15 protein-coding genes are annotated in these 15,429 nt (G+C 71.1%); 9 read left to right on the forward strand and 6 right to left on the reverse strand.

The genetic code is table 11. The annotated features are described in order from the left end of the window. Positions 1-3: 3 nt before the first annotated feature. Positions 4-2,508: an ABC transporter permease gene (locus OO69_RS00340; RefSeq protein ID WP_033278274.1), complete on the reverse strand. Its 2,505-nt coding sequence runs from the start codon at positions 2,506-2,508 to the stop codon at positions 4-6. Further along, positions 2,505-3,224 (reverse strand): ABC transporter ATP-binding protein, encoded by a 720-nt coding sequence (locus OO69_RS00345; protein ID WP_033278275.1) that lies wholly within the window; start codon positions 3,222-3,224, stop codon positions 2,505-2,507. The genes OO69_RS00340 and OO69_RS00345 overlap by 4 nt, the downstream gene beginning before the upstream one ends. Before the next feature lie 200 nt (positions 3,225-3,424). Between OO69_RS00345 and OO69_RS00350 the strand changes: the two genes are divergently transcribed. The 7 genes from OO69_RS00350 to OO69_RS00380 all read left to right on the forward strand — a co-directional run bounded on the left by OO69_RS00350 (position 3,425) and on the right by OO69_RS00380 (position 10,494). After that, the gene (locus OO69_RS00350) at positions 3,425-4,693 is read left to right on the forward strand and encodes a sensor histidine kinase (protein ID WP_078652238.1); all 1,269 of its coding nucleotides are present in this window, start codon (positions 3,425-3,427) and stop codon (positions 4,691-4,693) included. Next, complete coding sequence (locus OO69_RS00355; protein WP_033278276.1) at positions 4,690-5,397, forward strand: response regulator; 708 nt, start codon at positions 4,690-4,692, stop codon at positions 5,395-5,397. The genes OO69_RS00350 and OO69_RS00355 overlap by 4 nt, the downstream gene beginning before the upstream one ends. Before the next feature lie 116 nt (positions 5,398-5,513). Continuing rightward, positions 5,514-6,122, forward strand: a complete 609-nt coding sequence (locus OO69_RS49300) for a TetR/AcrR family transcriptional regulator (protein WP_051800696.1) — start codon at positions 5,514-5,516, stop codon at positions 6,120-6,122. Positions 6,123-6,169: 47 nt separating this feature from the next. After that, positions 6,170-7,276: a hypothetical protein gene (locus OO69_RS00365; RefSeq protein ID WP_033278277.1), complete on the forward strand. Its 1,107-nt coding sequence runs from the start codon at positions 6,170-6,172 to the stop codon at positions 7,274-7,276. Positions 7,277-7,317: 41 nt separating this feature from the next. Beyond that, positions 7,318-8,496: a DUF5624 domain-containing protein gene (locus OO69_RS00370; RefSeq protein ID WP_033278278.1), complete on the forward strand. Its 1,179-nt coding sequence runs from the start codon at positions 7,318-7,320 to the stop codon at positions 8,494-8,496. Positions 8,497-8,534: 38 nt separating this feature from the next. Then, on the forward strand, positions 8,535-9,401 hold the full coding sequence (locus OO69_RS49305; RefSeq protein ID WP_051800697.1) for an alpha/beta fold hydrolase: 867 nt from the start codon (positions 8,535-8,537) through the stop codon (positions 9,399-9,401). 58 nt (positions 9,402-9,459) lie between these two features. Continuing rightward, positions 9,460-10,494 carry an alpha/beta hydrolase gene (locus OO69_RS00380; RefSeq protein ID WP_051800698.1) on the forward strand — a complete coding sequence of 345 codons (1,035 nt, stop codon included), beginning with the start codon at positions 9,460-9,462 and terminating at the stop codon, positions 10,492-10,494. 83 nt (positions 10,495-10,577) lie between these two features. Here OO69_RS00380 and OO69_RS00385 read toward each other — a convergent pair whose 3' ends face one another. Next, positions 10,578-11,072 carry a peptidylprolyl isomerase gene (locus OO69_RS00385; RefSeq protein WP_033278279.1) on the reverse strand — a complete coding sequence of 165 codons (495 nt, stop codon included), beginning with the start codon at positions 11,070-11,072 and terminating at the stop codon, positions 10,578-10,580. Positions 11,073-11,319: 247 nt separating this feature from the next. Between OO69_RS00385 and OO69_RS00390 the strand changes: the two genes are divergently transcribed. Continuing rightward, positions 11,320-11,946 carry a GntR family transcriptional regulator gene (locus tag OO69_RS00390; RefSeq protein ID WP_033278280.1) on the forward strand — a complete coding sequence of 209 codons (627 nt, stop codon included), beginning with the start codon at positions 11,320-11,322 and terminating at the stop codon, positions 11,944-11,946. Between the two features lie 16 nt (positions 11,947-11,962). Here OO69_RS00390 and OO69_RS00395 read toward each other — a convergent pair whose 3' ends face one another. From OO69_RS00395 to OO69_RS00405, 3 genes are read right to left on the reverse strand one after another with little or no spacing between them, the layout of a single operon-like run. Further along, a complete protein-coding gene (locus tag OO69_RS00395; protein WP_033278281.1) occupies positions 11,963-12,292 on the reverse strand; it encodes a cupin domain-containing protein in 330 nt (109 codons plus the stop codon). Continuing rightward, positions 12,289-13,080 (reverse strand): carbon-nitrogen hydrolase family protein, encoded by a 792-nt coding sequence (locus tag OO69_RS00400; protein ID WP_033278282.1) that lies wholly within the window; start codon positions 13,078-13,080, stop codon positions 12,289-12,291. Before OO69_RS00400 ends, OO69_RS00395 begins: the two co-directional genes overlap by 4 nt. 41 nt (positions 13,081-13,121) lie before the next feature. Then, positions 13,122-14,549: an MFS transporter gene (locus OO69_RS00405; protein WP_234444287.1), complete on the reverse strand. Its 1,428-nt coding sequence runs from the start codon at positions 14,547-14,549 to the stop codon at positions 13,122-13,124. A 160-nt stretch (positions 14,550-14,709) separates the two neighbouring features. Here OO69_RS00405 and OO69_RS00410 point away from each other — a divergent pair, with 160 nt between their 5' ends. Further along, positions 14,710-15,396, forward strand: a complete 687-nt coding sequence (locus tag OO69_RS00410) for a DUF2848 domain-containing protein (RefSeq protein WP_033278283.1) — start codon at positions 14,710-14,712, stop codon at positions 15,394-15,396. Positions 15,397-15,429 lie beyond the last annotated feature (33 nt).

The following is a 15,429-nucleotide window of genomic DNA, read 5'->3' on the forward strand; positions in this document are numbered from 1 at the left end:
GCGCTACTCGGCCCGGAGTGCGGTCGCCGTTCGGATGCGTGCCGCCCAGCCGGCCGGCAGCAGCGAACCGAGTACGGCGACGGCGACACCGGCGAGTCCGAGGAGGACCAGGTCCCGGGCGTCGTAGACATCGATGACGGAGCGGGGCAGCCGTAGGCCCGCCGCGTGGCCCATCGCGGGGATCACCGCGCCGTGCACGGCCAGGCCCAGCGGCACACCGAGGGCGCCGCCGACGAGCCCGGGCAGGACGACCGAGGTGACGACCATCGTGACGGTCTGGCGGGGTGTCATGCCGAGCGCCTTGTGGATGCCGAGGTCGTGGACGCGTTCGTGGGTGTCGAGGACGACCCCGCCCAGCACACCGAGCCCGGCGACGCACACCAGCATCAGGGTGAGCAGCGCGGTGAGCGAGTCGAGGACGGTGACGGTGCCGCTGCCGTTCACGTTCTTGGCGGTGCTCGCGGTGACCCTCAGGGGCTTCAACTCGGCGTTGAGCGCGGTGACATACGTGTGCGGGTCCGTACCGGGCCTCAGATCGACGTACTGGGTGGTGGAGTTGAGGTCGGGTGCGGCGGGCTTGAGGGTGGCGGCGTCGGTGAGGACGGTCCGGCCGTCGTGCCCGGTGTCGAACACCTCACCGACGATCCGGACCCCAACTGGCCTGCCCCGCACGGTGAGTGTGACGCTGTCGCCGACTTTCGTTCCGGTCGCGGTGAGGACGGTGCTGGGCACGACGGCTTCACCGGCTCCCGTGAACCACCGCCCGCTGACCATCGTGTACCCACCCCAAGAGGCATCGCCGTCGAACGCGGTCACGGTGACGGGTCCGCTCATCCCCGAGACGGTCGCGTCCAAGGAGGCGCTGCCGTAGTGGGCGCGGGTGCCGGGTTGGGCGGCGACGGCGGCGGTGATCGAGGCGACGGTGGCGGGATCGGCGGCGGTCGGCTGTCCTTGGCGGACCGCACTGCCGGGCCCGGCCTGCCCGCCCGCTGAACTGACGGTGACATCCGCGGAGTTGTGGTTCTTGGACGCGATCACCTCGCCCAACGACGAGGACAGACCAGTGGCGAAGGTGACGGCCGCGACACCGAACAACACCGCGCCGATCATCGCGACGGCACGAGCGGGCCGTGCGAACGGCCGCGCCAGCCCCAGCCCCACGGCCCGCGACACCGGTAGCCGGGTGGCGAGTTGGGCTGCCCAACGGCCTGGGTCTGCGAACGGGGTGTGCGCGGCCGTCCGCTGATCGTGGCTTCCGGACAGGACGCGTTCCGGTTCCCCTCGGCTCGGGTCTGCCGCTGGAGTGCGCTCTGTCGGCCGTCGGCTCAGGACGTGCCCTGCCTCCCACCGCCCCCGTCCCGCCCCCGGCGTCCGCCCGACCGCCAGTGCATCGACCGTACGCAGCAGCCCCGCCCGCCAGGCGCTCGCGCACGCGGTGAGGGTGACCAGCCCCAACACCCCACCGACCACTGCCACATCGACCCACAGCTCCACGCCGAGCCCGGCCGTGCCGTAGGCGTTCGCGGTGTCGGAGAGGACCGGGGTGGCGAGCAGGTGACCGGCGGCCGTGCCGAGGGCCGCCCCTGCGGCGGCCGGGATCAGGGCCTGTCCCGCGCACGCTCGGACGACCTGGCCCGGTGTGCAGCCGACGGCCTTGAGGATGCCGATCCGGCGTCGGCCCGTCGCCACCGCGCCGGCGACCACGTTGCCCACGATCAGTACCGACATGACCAGGCCCAGCACTCCGAACGCGACGAGGAACGGCACGAACAGCGCGGTCTCCCGAGTGGCGACCTTCTTCACGCCGAGCCAGGACTGCGCTCCCGTCAGCGACTTCGCGGGTACCGCAGCTGTGACTGCCGCGCGGTCCCTGGTCATCTGGGCCGCGGTGTCGGCGTGGGCGAAGCGGTAGAGCAGCTGGTAGCCGGTGACCCTGCCGGACGGGGTCAACTCGGCCACCTGCGACGGCAGTACCCATGCGTCGGCCGTACGGCTGACCGAGCGCGCCACTCCGACCACCGTCAGCGTCGGGCTGCCGGGCAGGTCCGGGAACTCCAGCTTCTGGCCGAGCCGGCCCTCGGGTCCCGTGTCCGCCGACAGGACGATCTCGCCGGGACTCCTGACCCAACGGCCCCTGGTCATCGTCAACTTGTCGATCCCGCCGCCGGGAGTCGAGCGGCCTGCCACTGACATCGGCGCTCCGCTGTACCCGTCGAACCCCGGCGCGACGGTCGCGGTCGGGAACGGGCCGGACGTCGCGGTGACCCCGAACGGCCAGGCGGAGTCCGCCAGTTGAGCTGCCGTAGCCCGCCGTGCGTCGAACTGTGCTGTCAACTGCGCCCCGTTCTGCCGGTCGAAGGCCTTCTCGAACGGTGCCTCGGACGACACGAGCAGCGCGCCGCCGAGCACGGACGCCGTCACGGCCAGCATCGTGGCCAGCCCGATCACCAGTGTCTGCACCCGGCGACGGGCCATGCCTGAGCGGATCACCCGGCCCAGCGCGCTCATCGGACGGACTCCGATTCCGGGGCGGGGGTGGCGGCGTCGGAGGTGATCCGGCCGTCGACGAGCCGGATCGTGCGGCGCGTGCACGACCGTGCGAGTTCCGTGTCGTGCGTGACCACGACGATGGTCTGGCCGTCGGCGTTCAACTCCCGTAGCAGGCGGCTGACTTCCTCGCCGGACGCGGAGTCCAGCGCGCCGGTCGGTTCGTCGGCGAGGAGGAGCGGGGGACGGTTCATCAACGCCCTTGCCACGGCGACGCGTTGGCGCTCGCCGCCGGACAGCCGGTTCGGATAGGCCCCGGCGTGCCGGGCGATGCCGAGGGACTCCAGCAGTTCGGCCGCCCTGATCTGCGACGCGCGACGCCCGAGGCCCGCCAGCCGTGCGGGCAGCGCCACATTGTCGGCGACCGGCAGATCGTCCAGCAGATGGAAGAACTGGAAGACCATCCCGATCTTCGCCCGCCGGTAACGCGCCGCCCCGGCCTCGCCCAACCGGTCCACCCGTACCCCGTCCACCGTGACGGACCCGGAGTCCGGCCGGTCCAGACCGGCGATGAGGTTCAGCAGGGTCGACTTGCCGCTGCCCGACGGTCCCAGGACCGCGACGGCCTCACCGGCCCGCACGTTCAGCGACGCCTCCTCCAGCGCGGGCGGCCCGCTGCCGTAGCGCCGGGTCACGTCGAGGAGTTCGATCAGCGGTGGCTGTAGTGGTGTCGGCATCGTCGTGGTGGCCCTTCTCGGATCGGGTGCCATGACGTTAGGAAGACGAACGCCCCGGGCGCGCCGGTCGCCCGGACCAAATGCCGTACCGCACTGGGGTGATGGGCCACGACGTCATCCTTGAGATGTAGCCGACGGATGTAGGCGGCCCGTCCGCCGGAGGGATTCCGGGCGCCGTCGGTACCCGAGAGAATGGGCCGGTGACGGTGGGAGAGGAAGTCCCGGCTCGGTCGGTTCCGGCCCGACTGTGGCGAGCGGCCGGGCTGTTGCTGCGTCCCGGTGGTCAACTGCCGCGCCCCACAGGGCAACAGCGGCTCGTCGACGCCGCGCTCGCGCTCGTCCTCACCTTCGTGTCGGTGCAGTACGCGTGGGGCGACGGCTACGACGAGGCCCACCGGCACCGCATGACCGACCTGGTGATCCTGGTGTTCCTGGCCTCGGCCTCGCTGGCGTGGCGACGCCGGTATCCCCTCGCCGTCCTGTGGCTCGTGACGGTCGCGACGGCACTGACCCCGGACGACGTCGCCCGGCTCACCTTCTACGCCTGCGTCATCGCCGCCTACAGCGCGGCGGCCTACAGCCCCCACCGCCTGCCGACCCTGGCGAGCCTCGCCGTGGCGGTCGCCGTCATCAGCAGATCGGGTCAAGTCGGCCCGGCCAACCCGTACTTCTACGTCGCCCCCACCGTGCCCACCCAGTACGTGCCCCTGTTCATCTCGGTGCCGATCGTCGTGGCCGCCATCGGACTGCGCACCTGGAAACTCCGGGCCGCCGAGACCCGCACCCGGCTCACCGCGGTGGAGAGCGCCCGGGCCGAGGAGCTGCATCGGGCCGTAGAACATGAACGGTCCCGGATAGCACGGGAGTTGCACGACGTCGTCACGCACAACGTCAGCGTGATGGTCATCCAGGCCGGTGCCGCCCGCACGATCATGGACAAGTCCCCGGAGCGGGCGCGCGAGGCGCTCCTCGCCGTCGAGGCGGGCGGCCGGGCGGCGATGGGGGAGCTGCGTGACGTGATGGGCCTGCTCACCATGGAACTGGGCCAGGAGGCCGGGGAGTTGGAGGACTTGGATCCCCAACCGGGTCTCGACCGGCTGGAGGCGCTGATCGGCCGTATGCGCGGCGCCGGAGTACCGGTCGAACTGACCGTATCCGGAGCGCCCCGCCCCCTCCCCGCCGGTATCGAACTCGCCGCCTACCGCGTGGTCCAGGAGGCCCTGACCAACACCGTCAAGCACGCGTCCGGCGCCGACGCGAGCGTCCAAGTGTCGTACGGCGAGGGCGAATTGCACGTCGAGGTCACCGACACCGGCGGCAGGCCCGGCCCCGCCGCGGCCACCGGCAACGGCCGTGGCCTGATCGGCCTGCGCGAACGCCTCGCCGTCTACGGCGGCACCCTGCGCACCGGTCCCCGCCCGCTCGGCGGCTACCGCGTCCGCGCCCTGATCCCCCTGGAGGACCTGTGAACCGCGCCCCGCGCGTCGTGGTCGCCGACGACCAGGCCCTCGTACGCACCGGCTTCCGGCTGATCCTCGACGCCCACGGCATCGTGGTGGTCGCGGAGGCGACCGACGGCGCGGAAGCCGTCGACGCGGTCCGGCGCACCCGGCCCGACGTAGTGCTGATGGACATCCGCATGCCGGACATGGACGGCCTGGAGGCAACACGGCGCATTCTCAAGGATGTTGGTGCCGCGGACGCGCCGCGCGTGGTCATGCTGACGACGTTCGACCTCGACCACTACGTCTACGCGGCGCTGGCCGCCGGAGCCAGCGGCTTCCTCCTCAAGGACGTCACGCCGGAACACCTCGTCGCCGCCGTCCGCACGGTCCGCGCCGGTGACGCGCTGCTCGCCCCCGCCATCACGCGCCGCCTGGTCGAGCGGTTCGCGCGCCGGGCCCCGGAGACGGCCGCCCTCCACCGCGACCTGGCCGCCCTCACACCCCGCGAACTGGACGTCCTGCGCCTGCTCGCCCAGGGCCTGAGCAACGCCGAACTGGCCACCGGGCTCCACCTCTCCGAGGCCACGGTCAAGACCCACGTGTCCCACATCCTCGCCAAGCTCTCCCTGCGCGACCGGGCCCAGGCGGTCGTCGTCGCGTACGAGACGGGGCTCGTCAGCCCGGGGGCGCGGCACGAGGACGCCGCCGGCGGCGAAGTACCGGCGTAGTACCACCTGCGGAGCGTCGGTTTCCGCCCGGTTCCGGCCCGGGTTGACAAGTGCGCGAGCAGAACTGAAACTGAATTCAGATTTACTTTTTTGATGACGCGAACGTCGGAGGACCCATGCCCGCAACCGTCACGTCCAAGGGCGAGCGCTCCGCGGCCGAGCTGAAGGCCGCCGCCCTGCGGGTGATGGCGCGCCAGGGCTACCTGTCGACGAAGATCGGCGACATCACCGCCGAGGCGGGCAAGTCCGCCGGGATCTTTTACCGGTACTTCACCGACAAGGACGACCTGCTGCGCTCGATAGTGGACGACTTCGCCGCCGCCCTGCGTGAGCGCGTGGTCGAGCAGTCCGGGGAAGGCCATGCCCTCGACGGGATCGACGACATCCGCCGGCATGTGCGCGCCTACTGGGAGATCTACCGCGACCACCGCGCGGAGATGACCGCCATATACGAGGCCTCGCTGGTCAGCGCGGAGTTCGCCACGCACTGGGAGGCGATGCGGGCACGGCACGTCACGATCTGGACCGCACATGTGGCGGAAGCACGTCGACTCGCCGCTCCGGATGTGGACGCACAACTCACCGCGCTCGCGGTCGTCTCCATGATCGAGCGCTTCTGCCAGGTCGTGGCCCCTCCGGAGAGCGAGGCGGAGGGCGACGCGGCGGTCGAGGCGCTGACCCGGCTGGCGGCACACGGCCTGCTCCAGCCCGACCTGCCGCGCTGATCGAGTCCCCACACACCTCGCCGCCGTACCCCGAATCGAGGAACCACATGTCCGCCACCCACACACCCCGCCTGACGGAGGTGGCCGCGCTACCCACATCCGGGGCGCGTGCCGTGGAGCCCTTCGAACTCGACGGCATGCAGCTGCTGGCGATCCCCCAACTCGCCTACGACCTCCCCGGCACCCCGGCCGGCATGAACGGCGGGGACAGCGACACCGAACTGCTCCTGCTGCGCCGGGCCGAAGGCGGCGACACGTACGAGCCCTTCCAGACCCTGCCGGCGCCCGGCGGCGAGGACGCGGAGTTCTTCCGGATCGGCGAGCGCGCCTTCCTGGCCGTGGCCGACATCCGCTCGGGCAAGGGGCCGTACGAATACACCACCGACTCCACGGTCTTCGAGTGGGATGGAAGCCAATTCGCGCCCTTCCAGAGCGTCTTGGGCTTCGCGGCCAAGCAGTGGCGCCACTTCGCCATCGGCGAGCGGCACTTCCTCGCCCTGGCGCAAGGCGTGACTGTCCCGGGCCACGAGGACGAGAACCAGCCCTCCCGCATCTACACCTGGGACGGCACCCGCTTCACCGCACTGCAGGACGTCGACGCGCTCTGGGGCTACAACTGGCACGCCTTCGAACTCGGCGGCGAGCACTTCCTCGCCTACGCCGACCACGTGCGTCCCTCGATGCTGCTGCGCTGGAACGGCGAGAAGTTCGACCACGTCCAGGACCTCGCGCCCCAACACGGCCGCGCCTTCGCCCACTTCACCGACGCGCAGGGCGAGACCTACTTGCTGGTGGCCTGCTTGGCGAGCCCTTCGCGGCTGCTGCGCTGGGACGGGGAGCGCTTCGTCGAACATCAGGTGCTCGACGGGCTCGGGGCGCGCGAGTTCGCCGTCCTCGACACCGAGCACGGGCTGTACGTCGTCCGCGTCAACTTCATCCTCGGCACCCAGGCCGAGCCCGTCACCGCGCTGGACTCCGAGCTGTACCGGTTCGCGGACGGACGCCTCACGTCCGTGCAGTCCTTTCCGACCACGGGCGGCACCGACGCCGCCGTGCTCCGCGCCCGCGACGGCGGCCTGCTGGTGGCCGTCAGCAACAGCCTCACCGCGGACGTCCGTTTCTCAGCCCGGACCGTTCTGTACCGCTTCGAGTAGTTCGGGCCCTGCTCTACCCCCTCTGGAGAAAGGATCCGCCGATGCCGTCCCACCAAAGTCCCGAACTCGTCGACCTGTTCACCACCTACACCGCCGGGCCCGGCAGCATCGGCTCCCATCTGACCCGGGCCGCCGTCGAGCACGGCAGCGCCGACCCGCTGATCGTGGCCACCAGCGCCGACTTCGCCCTCTACCCCGGCGACGGCCGGCCGCCCACTGTCGAAGGCTTCCGCTTCTCCACCCGCGGTTTCAAGGAACTGGCCGGTGTCTCGCACCTCGGCCCCGCCGTCGCCACCCTCGTGCAACTCCGCGAGAAATACGCCGACTTCGGCTGGCGCGCCGAGGCCGAGCGGCTGCTGCGCGAGGTCGAGCGCTCCCGTGCCGCCAGCAGCGCCGAGCTGTGGCGCGAGACCATCGCCGTGGAGGCGTACCGGGGGCGCGAGCAGGCGATCGCCGACATGGTCGACTACGCGTGCGCGGTCACCGCCCGCTATCTGCGCGCCGCGCTGGCCGACGAGTCGTACCTCAACTCCCGTACCCTGCGCGAGGATTACCTGGAGGGCGGCGGCCCCGGAGTCCAACTGCCCGTCCCGGTCAACCAGATGATGATCGCGACGTTCTTCCTCACCGGCCTGGACGTCTCCCATCGCATCCTGCGCTGGTTCACCATGCAGAAGATCGACTGGGCCCGCGCGATGGTCGTGATCGCCGGCCAACAGGGCCGCCCCACCGCGGGCGTCACCTGGAACACCTCCAGCGTCGCCACCATGATCCTGGGCGCCTCCGAGTACCAACTGCCCCTGGAACGGCTCTACATGGCCCCGCACGCGCCCACCTTCGCCACTCCCGTGAACGGCGACCTGACGGAAGTCGCCGCGCTGGAGGAGCCGTTGCGCCGGATCTGGTTCAACACCCGCGCGACCGTGGAACTGGGCGAGATGATGTTCGACGGCTATCCCCGTTACGCGCCGGGGCAGTTGACGGCTCCCGACGTCGCGGATCCCGCCGTAACGGAGATCAGCGAGATGCCGGTGATCCAGGGCCCCGACGACTGGCGTGCCCTGACCACCCGGCTGCGCATGGTCCTGGAGGACCCGCGCCAACTGCTCTCCGGCTGCGTCACCGACTTCGCCGTACGCCAACTCGTGGAGGCGGGCAACGACCCCGCGAAGGTTGTCGTCCCCGGCCTTGACGGCGTCACGTATCCCACGGATCTGTAACCCCCGCCCCGCGCACACCTTCCGGGAGAGACCCCGCCATGCCCGCGACCGCCACCCCCCTCACTCTCGACCAGGCCCGCCACTTGGACGTACCGGACGGCGGCCGTATCGCCTACTACGAGACCGGCCTGACCGACCCCACCGCACCGGTGATCGTCTGGGTGCACGGCCTGCCACTCGACTCCCGATCCTGGTCGGCGCAACGGGAGTTCTTCGACACCCGGGCCCACAACGTCTTCCTCGACCTGCGCGGCTACGGCGCCTCCAGCGAGCTCCCGCCCGACACTACCGGCGTCACCGCCCTGTACGTCGCCGACCTCGCGGCGCTGATCCAACACCTGGGACTCACCGCCCCGTTGCTGGTCGGCTTCGCCTCCGCGGGACACGTCGCGCTGCGCTTCGCCGCCGAACACCCGGGCCTCGTGGGCAAGTTGGCGGTCATCAACGGCTCACCCAAGTTCCGCCGCTCCGCCGACTGGCCCTACGGCTTCGACGAGAAGGGGATCGCCCACTTCACCGACGCGGCGGTCGAGGGCGGCATCGAGGGCATCACCGACGCCGTGCTCGACCCCGAGGTCGTCTTCGCCGACGTGGACGATGCCCGCGCGGCCGAACTCGGCTCCTGGTTCCGGGAGATGAGCCACCACGCCGGCGTACGGACCCTGCTCGGTTTCTTCGAGGACATCTCCCTGGACGACGACCGGGCCCTGCTCCCCAACATCGAGGCACCCACCCTCCTGATGGCCAGCACGATCGGTCAGGAGGTGCCGACCGCGGTCTCCCTGTACCTGCGCACCACCATCGCCCGCGCCCGCCTGGCCGAGCTGCCCGGCGCGGACCACTTCGCCTTCGCCACCCGCCCCGACCTGGTCAACACCCTCCTGGACTCCTTCCTGACCAGCTGACGGCCCCCACCTCAGCGAAGGCGCCCGCCGCCTTCCCGACCCCAGAGGAAGCGACACCATGCCCGAACCCGCCACCCCGAACCCCGAGTTCATCCCGGCCGACGGCACGCCGCAGATCGACCTCGCCTTCGCCACGACGGTGGCCGAGAGCGACACCAGCACCAGCATCGTCGTGGACCCCACGGGCGAGCCCCAGATCACCCTGGGCGAGCGGAAGCTCTCCGAGCGGCGCGACATCGTGTACGCGACTCCGCAGGACGCCGACGGCAAGCCGTTCCCGCTCCGGCTGGACCTGCTGGTCCCGGACACGGACGGGCCCGCGCCGCTCGTGCTCTTCGTCCCCGGCGGCGGTTTCGTGATCGCCAGGAAGGAGCTGTCGCCGGACACCAAGGCCTATGTGGCGGAAGCGGGCTTCGCGGTCGCCAGCATTGAGTACCGCACCATCGTCCAGGGCACCACCTTCCGCGAAGCCGTCGCCGATGTGCAGAGCGCGCTGCGTCATCTGCGTGCCCATGCCGAGGAGTACGGCATCGACACGGGGCGCGTCGCGCTGTGGGGCGAGTCGGCCGGGGCCTATCTGGCCGCGCTGACCGGCGTGCTCGGCGGCCGGTCCCTGTCCGACCCCGCGACCACCGACCCCGAGGCCGCGGTGACGGCCGTCGTGGACACCTTCGGCGCCTCGGACCTGACCCGGATCGCGGCCGACTTCGACCCGGCGACGCAGGCGGCGTACGCGGGAGCCGACAACATCGCCGCGATGTTCGTCAACGGCCGGACCAGCGGAAAGTCCCTGGCCGACGACCCGCGGGCCGCCGCCGAGGCGAACCCGGTCAGCCACCTCGACTCCACGCCTTCGCTGCCCGCCTTCCTGCTCCTGCACGGCACCGCCGACCCGGTCATCTCGCCCAGCCAGACGCTGCTCCTGCACGAGGCCCTGCGCGCGCACGGCGCCGACTCGACCCGAGTCGTCCTCGTCGGCGCGGGCCACGGGGACCTGGCCGTCCTCGCCGACGCGGAGGTCGGGCAGCCCTGGTCGACCCGCCGCACGATGGACCTGATCACGGACTTCCTGCGCCGGACCTTGCGTGACTGAGTGTCCGGATACGCAGCGGGCCCCGGGGACGACGTGTCGTCCCCGGGGCCCGCGTACGAAATCGCGCTGTTCGCGTGTTTGGATCAGCCCTCGAGGACGCCGGACGCGGCGATCTCGATCTTGGCCTTCGTGGCACCCGACTGCGAGCCCAGGGACTCGATCTTGTCGATGATCTCCGTGCCCTCGACGGCCTCGCCGAAGACGACGTGCTTGCCGTCGAGCCACGAGGTGACGACGGTGGTGACGAAGAACTGCGAGCCGTTGGTGTTGCGGCCGGCGTTCGCCATCGACAGCAGGTACGGGCGGTCGTGCTTCAGGTTGAAGTTCTCGTCCTCGAACTTCTCGCCGTAGATGCTCTTGCCACCGGTGCCGTTGTGGTTGGTGAAGTCACCGCCCTGCAGCATGAACTGCGGGATGACGCGGTGGAAGCCGGAACCCGCGTAGCCGAAACCGTTCTGCCCGGTGGCCAGCTCGCGGAAGTTGCGGGCGGTCTTCGGGACGACATCGTCGAAGAGGTTGAAGACGATGCGGCCGGCGGGGGCGCCGTCGATGGTGATGTCGAAGTAGACGTTGCTCATGGTCAATTCTGTCACTTTCGGTGTGTTGCACCCTCTGCCTGGCGTGGCCGTGTGCCGAACACCAGGCCGTTACGTCAAAGGGCTCTGATCGGAGTCCAGTCCGTCGAACTCTATCCACAGAGCAGGGCTCGTGCGTCGGCGCCGGCTTCCGGAGGCGGGGAGCGGGCCCGTGCCGTACGGCTCTCCCGGGCGGGAACGCGCGTGGTAGCGTCGGTATACAAACTGTATGCGATGTCTGGGGGTTGCCGTGGCGTCCGGTCGGGAGAAGGCCTACGCGTATCTCAAGGACACGGTGCTGACGGACCCCGGGATGCAGGGGGCCTTCCTGTCGGAGCAGGACCTCGCCGATCGTATCGGCGTCTCCCGCACCCCCATCCGCGAGGCGCTGCTGATGCTCGCCGCCGAGGACCTGGTCGAGCTCGTGCCCAAGCGCGGCGCCCGGGTGGCACCCCTGACGGGGCGCGAGGTCCGGGAGCTGATGGAGCTGCGCGGCATGGCCGAGCGGTACGCGGCCGAGCGGCTCGTCGCGGCCGGGCGGGTGCCCCTGGAGGAACTCCGCTCCCTGCTGGAACAGCAGCGCGCGCTCACCGGCGCCGAGGAGGCCCACGAGTTCATCGCCGTGGACCACCGCTTCCACGCGTCCCTGGTGTCCGCCGTGGGGAACACGCTGCTGGACCGGCACTACGACGGTCTGCGCAGCCGCCAGGTCCGCGCCGGGGTGGTCGCCGTCTTCAACCAGCAGGGCCGGCAGAAGGCGGTGCTCGACGAGCACGAGGCCATCGTCGACGCCCTCGCCGCCGGTGACGCGCAGGCCGCGTGCGCGGCCATCGACCACCACCTGCAGTCGACCCTCAAGGTGCTCCTCGACGGCTGACGCCACTCCTCGGCGGTCAGGGGTAGGTGATCACGAGCATCGTCACACCGCCCGCCGAGGTCCACGGCCCGTGCGGCATGCCCGGGGGACGGCAGGCGTACATGCCCGCCGTGAACGTGCGGTCCAGCGTCAGGTCGTGCATCGCTCCCTCGACGAGATAGACCTCCTCCCACACGTCGTGCAGGGCCACGCCCGCGGCCGAGGAGTCCGTGCCGGGCGCCCACCGGACGAGCGCGGTGCGCCGCCCGCTGTCGGGGTCCTCGGCGAGGACACACTCCTCGACGCCGGGTCCCGTGCCGGTCCAGGGTCCGTCGGGGCGGTGGAACTCCAGCTCGGGCCCGCTCATCGCCACACCTCCGGCCGCCGGTTGGCCAGCACGGACGTCTTCTCGCGGACCGCGCCGACCTCGTCGACGTCCAGGTCGGTCACGAGCAGCTCCGGATCGGCGCCGAGGGAGGCCCGTACGGTCCCGTCGGGGCCCACCACCAGGCTGTGCCCGATGCCGGTCGGCACCGGGCCCGGACCGGTGCCGGGATCTGCCTGGCCTACGGCGGCGACCCAGACGGTGGCGTCCAACGCACGGGCCCGCACCAGCAGTTCCCACTGGTCGAGCTTGCCAGGGCCCGCGCCCCAGGAGGCCGCCAGCAGGGTGCCCACCGCCCCGGCGTCGGCATGCGCCCGGAACAACTCGGGGAACCGGACGTCGTAGCAGGTCGCCAGACCCAGCCGGACGCCGTCCACGTCGATCACGGCGGGACGGGAACCCGGGGCCACGGTCTCGGACTCGCGGAAGCCGAAGGCGTCGTAGAGATGGATCTTGTCGTACGACTCCTCGACGCCGGGTCCGGTGGCGAGCAGGGTGTTGGCCACCCGGCCCTCGCCGCCCGGGGTGAACATGCCGGCGACGACGACCGTGCCGGTGGCCCGGGAGATCTCGCGGATCCCGTCGGCCCACGGTCCGTCGAGGGGCTCGGCGAGCGGGGCGAGCGGTGTGCCGAAGCAGGCCATCGACGCCTCGGGGAAGACGACGACACGGGCTCCGGCGTCGGCGGCGCGGCGCGTCCACTCCTCGATGAGGCGCAGGTTCTTCTCGGGATCGGGGCCGGTGGTGAGCTGGCTGAGGGCGATCCGCATGGGCGGGGCCTCCTTGTCTGGGGCGGGGTGGCGTGATGCTTTCAGCGGGCGACGGGAGCGTCCGCCGTGGCCGGGGTCTTCGGTGCGGCGAGTTGGGCGTCCTCGTCCACGGCGGCTTCGGGGTTGCGCCCCAGGATGACGCCTACCAGGGAGATCGCGGAGGCGAGGGCGATGTACAGGGCCAGCGGGACCCAGCTGTCGTAGGCGCTCAGCAGGGTGGTGAAGAGGAGCGGGGCGATGGCGCCGCCGATGATTCCGGCCAAGGTGTAGGCAAGGGAGGAGCCGGTGTAGCGCAGGCGGGGGGAGAACTGTTCGGCGATGAAGGCGGCCTGCGGGCCGTAGAGGCAGCAGTGGATCACCAGGGCGACGAGGACTCCGGCGGCGAGCGGCAGCCAGGAGCCGCCTGCGGCCATCGGGAAGAACACGAACGGCCACACCGCGGCGGCGATCGCTGAAACGCCGTACAGCAGGCGGCGGTTGACGCGGTCGGAGAGGGCGCCGGCGAGCGGCATCAGGAAGACCTGTACCGAGGAACCGATGAGGACGGCGGCGAGGGCGGAGCCGCGGGACATGTCGAGTTCCTGGGTGGCGTACGTCAGGACGAAGACGGTGAACATCGCGTAGAGGACGTCCGGGCCGACCCGGCACAGGATCGCGGCGGTCAGGGCGCGGGGCTGGGTGGTGAAGACCTCGCGGATCGGGGTCTGGGGGCGGGACTGCTCGGCCTCCATCGCCTTGAAGACCGGGGTCTCCTCCAGCTTGGCCCGGATCCACAGCCCGAAGCCGACCAGGACGCCGGACAGCAGGAACGCCACCCGCCAGCCCCACGACTCGAACTGCGCCTCGGTGAGCAGGGCGCCGAGGGCGGCGAGCACACCGTTGGCGAGCAGGTTGCCCGCGGGCGGGCCGACCTGGGCGGCGGAGGCGTAGAAGCCCCGGCGGCGGGAGTCGCCGAACTCGCTGGAGAGCAGGACGGCGCCGCCCCACTCGCCGCCCACGCCGACGCCCTGGGCGAAGCGCAGCACGACCAGGGCGATGGGGGCGGCGATGCCGATCGTGCCGTAGGCGGGCAGCAGGCCAATGAGGAAAGTGGCTACGCCGATCAGGACGAGGGTGGCGATCAGTACCTTCTTGCGGCCGATCACATCGCCGAGGCGGCCGAAGACGAAGCCGCCGAGGGGGCGGGAGAGGTAGCCGACCGCGTAGGTGGAGAACGCGAGGAGTGTGCCGGTGAGCGGGTCCTCGGAGGGGAAGAAGAGGTCGCCGAAGACGAGGGCCGCGGCGGCGGAGTAGACGGCGAAGTCGTACCACTCCAGGGCGGTGCCGGTGAGGCTGGCGACGAAGGCGCGGCGGACGCCGGCGGTTTTCGCCGTGGTGTCTGTGCCGCTCAGTGAGGCGTCGGTGTCGTTTCGCGGGGCGTGGGGTTCGTTCCGCGGAGCGCCGGCGTCGCTCTTCGGGGTGTCGTGCATGGGGCCCATCCTTGCTCGGGGACATCGACCTTCCGGCATACTTCTTGTATACAGGTCGTATGCGCAAGCCCTGCGCCGGAAGTTAACCGTGGAGAAATCAGGTTCCGCGGGCCCCTCACCGGTGCCCGTTCCCTGTTCCCCGATCCCTGGGAGTGCCCTCATGTCCGTGCTGACCTTCGAACTGCCCGACGGATCGACGCGCGAGGTCGATGTCGTCCAGGTCCTCAACGCCGGGTACGCCGGGCGGAGCCAGGACGATGTCGCCGCGCACGTCGCGGAACTCGCCGAGCTGGGCGTGCCGGGTCCGTCCGTGACGCCGGCGCTGTACCCCGTCTCGCCGTACCTCGCCCAGCAGACGGAGCGGGTCGCGGTCCAGCACGGGCGTACGTCCGGCGAGGCGGAGTGGGCGCTGGTCGTCGCGGGGGGCGGGGAGTTGCTGCTGACCGCCGCGTGCGATCACACCGACCGCGACCTGGAGGTGCACGGGGTGGCGTGGAGCAAGAACGCCGGGCCTGATGTCCTCGCGCGCCGCGCCTGGCGGCTGGCCGATGTGGAGTCCCGTATCGATGAGATCACGTTGCGCGCGTGGGTCAGTCACGCGGGCACGGAGACCGAGATCCAGACCGGCACGCTGGCCGAACTCCTCACCCCGGGCTACTGGGTCGACGTGCTGCGTTCCCGTGGCGAACTGATCCCCGGGACTGTCCTGATCTCCGGGACCATTCCCATGGCGGCGGGTGTGGACCAGTTCGCCGACGGGTGGCGTGTGGAGTTGGGGGATCCGGCGGGTGGGGACGCGATCGGTCTTGCCTACGACGTTCGGCCGATGGCGGAGCCGATTGGCTGACGGGGGAGTCGGCTGACGTGGAAGTCGGTCGCT

The organism is Streptomyces sp. NRRL F-525 (assembly GCF_000716605.1).
GTDB lineage: Bacteria > Actinomycetota > Actinomycetes > Streptomycetales > Streptomycetaceae > Streptomyces.